At 31.4% G+C, this 5,999-nt stretch carries 7 protein-coding genes and 1 pseudogene; 5 read left to right on the forward strand and 3 right to left on the reverse strand.

Annotation, left to right across the window (positions count from 1 at the left end):
• Positions 1-97 (reverse strand): HU family DNA-binding protein (locus B4I81_RS08730; protein WP_291109736.1); only part of this gene is annotated, 97 nt, incomplete at its 3' end.
• A 132-nt stretch (positions 98-229) separates the two neighbouring features.
• On the opposite strand from B4I81_RS08730, the gene mutY reads away from it, so the two are divergent.
• The 4 genes from mutY to gldD are packed head-to-tail and all read left to right on the forward strand — an operon-like array spanning position 230 to position 3,589.
• Complete coding sequence (gene mutY / locus B4I81_RS08735; protein ID WP_291109725.1) at positions 230-1,279, forward strand: A/G-specific adenine glycosylase; 1,050 nt, start codon at positions 230-232, stop codon at positions 1,277-1,279.
• A gap of 40 nt (positions 1,280-1,319) precedes the next feature.
• Positions 1,320-1,721, forward strand: a complete 402-nt coding sequence (locus tag B4I81_RS08740) for a single-stranded DNA-binding protein (RefSeq protein ID WP_026725353.1) — start codon at positions 1,320-1,322, stop codon at positions 1,719-1,721.
• Between the two features lie 15 nt (positions 1,722-1,736).
• Positions 1,737-3,029, forward strand: coding sequence for a gliding motility-associated protein GldE (locus B4I81_RS08745; protein ID WP_291109728.1), 1,293 nt, complete (start codon positions 1,737-1,739; stop codon positions 3,027-3,029).
• Between the two features lie 2 nt (positions 3,030-3,031).
• Positions 3,032-3,589 carry a gliding motility lipoprotein GldD gene (gene gldD / locus B4I81_RS08750; protein ID WP_291109730.1) on the forward strand — a complete coding sequence of 186 codons (558 nt, stop codon included), beginning with the start codon at positions 3,032-3,034 and terminating at the stop codon, positions 3,587-3,589.
• 36 nt (positions 3,590-3,625) lie between these two features.
• Here gldD and B4I81_RS08755 read toward each other — a convergent pair whose 3' ends face one another.
• On the reverse strand, positions 3,626-3,994 hold the full coding sequence (locus B4I81_RS08755) for a heavy-metal-associated domain-containing protein (protein ID WP_291109732.1): 369 nt from the start codon (positions 3,992-3,994) through the stop codon (positions 3,626-3,628).
• A 110-nt stretch (positions 3,995-4,104) separates the two neighbouring features.
• On the opposite strand from B4I81_RS08755, the gene B4I81_RS08760 reads away from it, so the two are divergent.
• Entirely contained in the window at positions 4,105-4,974 is an 870-nt protein-coding gene (locus tag B4I81_RS08760) for a DMT family transporter (RefSeq protein ID WP_291109734.1), read from the forward strand.
• Positions 4,975-5,024: 50 nt separating this feature from the next.
• Here B4I81_RS08760 and B4I81_RS08765 read toward each other — a convergent pair.
• Positions 5,025-5,999 (reverse strand): annotated as a pseudogene (locus B4I81_RS08765) (insulinase family protein); the annotation flags it as partial.

Below are 5,999 nucleotides of genomic sequence, written 5' to 3' on the forward strand. Positions count from 1 at the left end.
TTACTTCTTCCATAAAAGACTCAATAGTTGCTTGTACATCACCTTTTTCAAGTCCTAATTTTTCTGAAATTTTCGCTACGATGTCTGCTTTCGTCATTTTCTTTCGTATTTATATTTATGTGTATTTTTTTGAGTTTGCAAATATAAGAATTAAAAAAACAATAATTCAACCTTAATTGATTAAATTTTAATTACTAAAGATTTATTTTTGTTGTCTCAATTTAAAAACATGGATTTTTCTAACTCTTTAATTCATTGGTATTTACAAAATAAGCGCGACTTACCTTGGCGAAATACGACTGATCCGTACCCTATTTGGCTTTCAGAAATCATGCTTCAACAAACGCGAGTGGCGCAAGGTTTACCTTATTTTTTGTCTTTTACTGAGGCTTTTCCAACTGTTTTTGACTTAGCCAAAGCTGATGAAGAACACGTTTTAAAACTTTGGCAAGGCTTGGGTTATTATTCCAGAGCTAGAAATCTTCATGCAACTGCAAAACACATTGCTTTTGAATTAAATGGCGAATTTCCTTCCAATTATAAAGAATTATTAAAATTAAAAGGTGTTGGTGAATATACCGCTGCCGCTATTGCCTCTTTTTCATTTAACGAAGCTGTTGCGGTATTAGACGGAAATGTGTTCCGCGTTTTGAGTCGTTATTATAATGTAGAGAGTGATATTTCTCTACCAAAAACAAAAACAGAATTTCAACAATTAGCACAAGAAGTATTAGACAAAAAGAATCCTGCTCTATTTAATCAAGCGATTATGGAGTTTGGCGCTTTGCAGTGTGTTCCAAAAAATCCAAATTGTGAAGCTTGTATTTTAAATTCGAGTTGTGCTGGACTTCAATATAAAAAAGTAAACGAACTTCCGGTTAAGACAAAAAAAACAAAAGTCACGCCTCGTTATCTAAATTATCTCATTTTAAAAGATTCTGAATCAAGTTTCATTGTTCAAAAGCGCGAAGGAAAAGGAATTTGGGAAAACTTATACGAATTTCCAGTATTTGAATCCGAATCGCAATTATCGGAAAATGAAATTATCGAAGAAGTTTCTAAAATGGAATTCTTCAATTTGCAACCTATTGAAATAATTTCACTTCATAATGATATTAAACTGCATAAGTTGTCGCACCAACACTTAAACATTCGTTTTTTTGAAGTGCAATTCGATTCAAAATTACCTGATTCAAAACCAATTACAGAAATAGAAAAACTACCTTTTCCAATAGTAATTCATAATTTTATTGTTGCAAATTATTGTAATTCACTTTAAATTACTATTTTTGATTAACCCTAATAAAAATATATAAGCCATGAACGGAACATTAAACAAGGTTATTTTGATAGGTCATTTAGGTGACGAAGTTAAAATGCATTACTTTGAAGGTGGTAATTGTATTGGACGTTTTCCTTTAGCGACAAACGAAGTATACATCAACAAAACCACTGGGGAAAAAATTACATCAACAGAATGGCATAACATTGTTGTTCGAAATAAAGCAGCCGAAATTTGCGAAAAATACCTTTCTAAAGGTGATAAAATTTACATCGAAGGTAGAATAAAATCACGTCAATGGCAAGCAGAAGATGGTGCTACAAAATACACTACTGAAATTCAGGTTACCGAATTTACATTCTTAACTACCAAAAAAGATACTGATTTAAGCAAATCATCTTTACCAACAGGTAGTGCTCCTGACGATTTTAATGTTTAACTAAATTGAATTAATTTGGATCCTGACCCGGCCAGTTTTCTCTCTTCGATAGATTTTGAATTCCTTTTTGGAATACTAGCAATTTTGATATTGCTCGCTTGTTCTGCCTTTATTTCGGGTTCAGAAGTAGCCCTTTTTTCTTTATCTCAAAAAGATATCGACGATATTTCAAACAAAGATTACAACAGTGGAAAGCTTATTTCGGGTTTATTAGAAAAACCTAAAAAATTGTTAGCTACCATTTTAGTCGCTAATAATTTTGTAAATATTGCTATTGTAATCATTTTCTCTTCTTTTAGCGAACGTTTGTTTAACGGAATTGATTCTTCAGTTCTTCGATTTGTTATGGAGGTTGTAGTGGTTACGTTTTTTATCTTACTTTTTGGAGAAGTATTGCCAAAAATTTACGCTAATAGAAACAACATTACTTTTGCAAAAAAAATAGCTATTCCAATTTCGATTTTGAATAATTTACTCTCTCCAATTAGTGTTCCCATGAGAAACGGAATTCTTTTTATCGAGAAGAAGCTCAATGTGCAAAAAGGAAATTTTTCGGTTGACCAGCTTTCACAAGCTTTAGAATTAACCTCACAAACGGATACAACTGATGGCGAACAAAAAATCTTAGAAGGAATTGTAACTTTTGGAAACACCGAGGTGCGTCAAGTAATGAGTCCAAGAATTGATGTTTTTGCTTTAAATATCGAAGAAGCTTTCGATCAAGTAATGCCAAAAATTGTTGAAAAAGGCTATTCTCGAATTCCAGTTTATAAAGAAAATATCGATCAAATTGAAGGAATCTTATTTATTAAAGACTTGATTCCGCATATTGATAGTGAAGATTTTGATTGGACCAAATTATTACGCCAACCTTTCTTTGTGCCTGAGAACAAAAAACTAGACGATTTGTTGAAAGATTTTCAAGGCATGAAAAGTCACTTAGCGGTAGTAGTGGACGAATATGGCGGAACTTCTGGAATTATTTCTTTAGAAGATGTTTTGGAAGAAATTGTAGGTGATATTAGTGACGAATTCGATGATGAAGATTTGATTTATTCCCAAATTGATGATAAAAATTTCCTTTTCGAAGGTAAAATTAGCTTGAAAGATTTTTATAGAATTCTAGATGTAGATGAAAACGAATTTGAAAGTAAAAAAGGTGAAGCTGAAACTCTAGCCGGATTCTTACTCGAGATTTCTGGAAATTTTCCAAAAAAAAGACAGAAAATAACATTCCATAATCTTATTTTTACCATCGAAAATGTAGATAAGAGAAGAATAAAACAAATAAAAGTTACGTTATTGTAATTATGATACAAAATATAGTAAAATTGAGTTGTTTGGGATTGTTTTTAAGTTTGATTTCTTGTGGAGATGAAACCTTACCAAAACCAAAAGGACAATTAAGTTTAGAATATCCAAAAGCGAAATATTCTAAATTAGATTCTAATTGTTCCTTTACTTTTGATAAAAATGATTTAGCCTTAATTAAAGATAAATCATGTGCTTTCGAAATCAATTATCCAAAGATGAAAGCTACGATTTACTTGACTCATAAAACAGTAAATAATGATATTGATAAATTATTACGCGATGCTCAAAAACTAACTTATGACCACGTTGTAAAAGCAGATGATATTCTAGAACAACCCTTTATTAACAACAAGAAAAAGGTTTACGGAATGTTCTACGAAGTTGGAGGAAACGCAGCAACAAATGCCCAATTTTACGTTACTGATAGCACTAAAAACTTTATCGTTGGAAGTGTCTATTTTTATGCAAAGCCTAATTTTGATTCTATTTTGCCAGCCGCTCAATATCTAAAAGATGATATACGTAGGATAATGGAATCTTTGGAATGGAAATAATAAAAAACGCCCTGAGATAATCAGGGCGTTTTTTTATTACATTTTTTTCGATTCCGTTACTTTGTAAGAATCGCCTCCAGCAACGCCTTCAATGGTTTTAGTCAAAGATTCTAACGATTGTTTTTCTGCATCGAATTTTACAGTAGCAATTTTAGTATCGAAATCCACAACCGCTTGTCCAACTCCATCCTGAGCCGCTAATTTGTTTTCAATAGTTTTAGCACAACCCATAGCACACGTCATTCCTTCGATGGTAAAACTTGCTGTTTGCATTTTAGCTAAATCTGCTTCAGAAACCACTCCTTTTTTTGTTTCTTCAACTGTAACTTCTTTGTTTTCTTGTTTGCAACTTGCTAATGAAAGCATCATTAAAAGCGTAAAACCAATATTTTTTAAATTTTTCATATCAATAAATGTTAAATTAAAAGTCTATAAATAAAGACTATGCAAAATTACAAAAATTCATAGTGCTATTTTCAAAATAAAGCCTGAATTTTGACGAACAAAATAGTGCTATGGAAAACAATTCGACAAAATGGTATTTATTAGGCTTTTTAGGCTGCGTTTGGGGAAGTTCCTTTATCTTAATGCAGTTGAGTTTGAAAGGTGTGAATTCGGTTCAATTAGGAAGTTTGCGAATTCTTTTTGCAGCTATGTTTTTGATTGTTGTTGGATTTAAACAAATTCCTCAAATTCCATTGCATAAATGGAAATACATTGCGTTAACTGCTTTGTGTGGTACTTTTATTCCAGCTTTTTTGTTTGCTTTTGCACTTTCAAAAATTGATGGTTCTATTAGTTCGATTTTAAATTCATTAACTCCTTTGAATACTCTTTTAGCTGGATTACTTTTTTTTGGAATGAGTGTGCAACGTAGTCAGGTTTTTGGAGTGATTATTGGGTTTATCGGTTGTGCTTTGTTAGTGTTATTTGGTGATGGAGAAAATACTACTGAAAACTATTACTACGCAATTTTAATTGTAATCGCCTCAGTTTTTTACGGTGTAAATGTCAATTTAATCAAAAAATATCTATCCGATTTAAAACCTTTAACTATTAGTACGGGAAATTTTTTAATTATGTTTTTTCCGGCTTTAATTGTTTTATATTTTACTGGTTTTTTTGATATCATTCACGAAATCAAAGTACAAACCTCCTTAGGATTTATTGCTATTTTAGGAATCGTCGGAACTGGATTTTCAAATATTTTATTCTTTAAATTGATTCAGCTTTCATCGCCTGTTTTTGCTTCTTCGGTAACTTATATTATTCCGGTAGTTGCTTTTGTTTTAGGTTATTTATTTATGAATGAAACACTTTCTGCAATACAACTACTAGGAGCTTTAATTGTATTAATTGGAGTTTATTTTTCGAGTAAGAAATAAAAAAAAGCGCCCAATTTCTTGAGCGCTTTATGAATTTCATGTTTTGTTTATTATTTGAAATCAGCATCCGTTACACCTTCGTTAATTTTAACTTCAGTAGTAATTAATTCGATTTCGATACCAACATTCATGATGGTTTTATACGGAAATTTCAATCCTTTTACGTCTTTGTAATCTTGATAGTAAGTAGTCTGAGTCATTTTTTGACCGCCTTGCTCTAATTCTTTAGATTCAGCAACTTTAAATCCAGTTTTTACATCATAGTAATAAGTAGATTTTCCGTTTTTGATTGCGTAAGCATCAGTTCCATTAATATTTTCGATACCAGTTAATATAATGTCTTTATCTGTTAATAAGGATAATTCTTTAAAATTATCCGCCATATCTTGCATGTCTTTCAAATCTTGGTCTTTGAAATCTTTTCTTTGACCTTGTTGTACCATGTAAGCTTCTTTTTCGTTAACCACTTGTTTCATCATTACCATTCCCATAGCCTTCATTTCAACGCCTAATTTTTTAGGAGCTGTTTTTACAACTAATTCTAATGGAGTTCCTTGAACTGTACCTGATGACATTACTGCTAGTGTTTTTACGTTTTTAACGGCTTTTTCTCCACCAATAACATTGATGTAGTTGTTTAATACGGTCTGAGCTGTTACGCCTGCAGGAATAGGTTTTTTAACTTCTGGCTTTTCTGTTGGATTACCATATTTGTCAAAGTAGAAAATTGGTAATTTTTCTCTTTTACTCATGGCTTCTAATCCAGGTAAGACATCAGCCGCTTTTCCTACTATAACTACTCTCGTGTAGTCAGATAAGAAATATTTGTTAGCTGCATTTTTGATATCTTCTGCAGTAACTGCATTGATGTTTTTTATGTAGTTTTCATAGAAATCTTCAGGTAAACCTTGTGTTTCTTTGTTTAAAGCGTAACCTGCGATAGTTGATGGTTTTTCAATTTGCATTACGAAGTTACCTACATATTTTGCTTTTGCTTTTCTTAAATCTTCTTCAGAAACTAATTC

Origin of the sequence: Flavobacterium sp. UBA6195 (assembly GCF_002422095.1) — a bacterium.
GTDB lineage: Bacteria > Bacteroidota > Bacteroidia > Flavobacteriales > Flavobacteriaceae > Flavobacterium.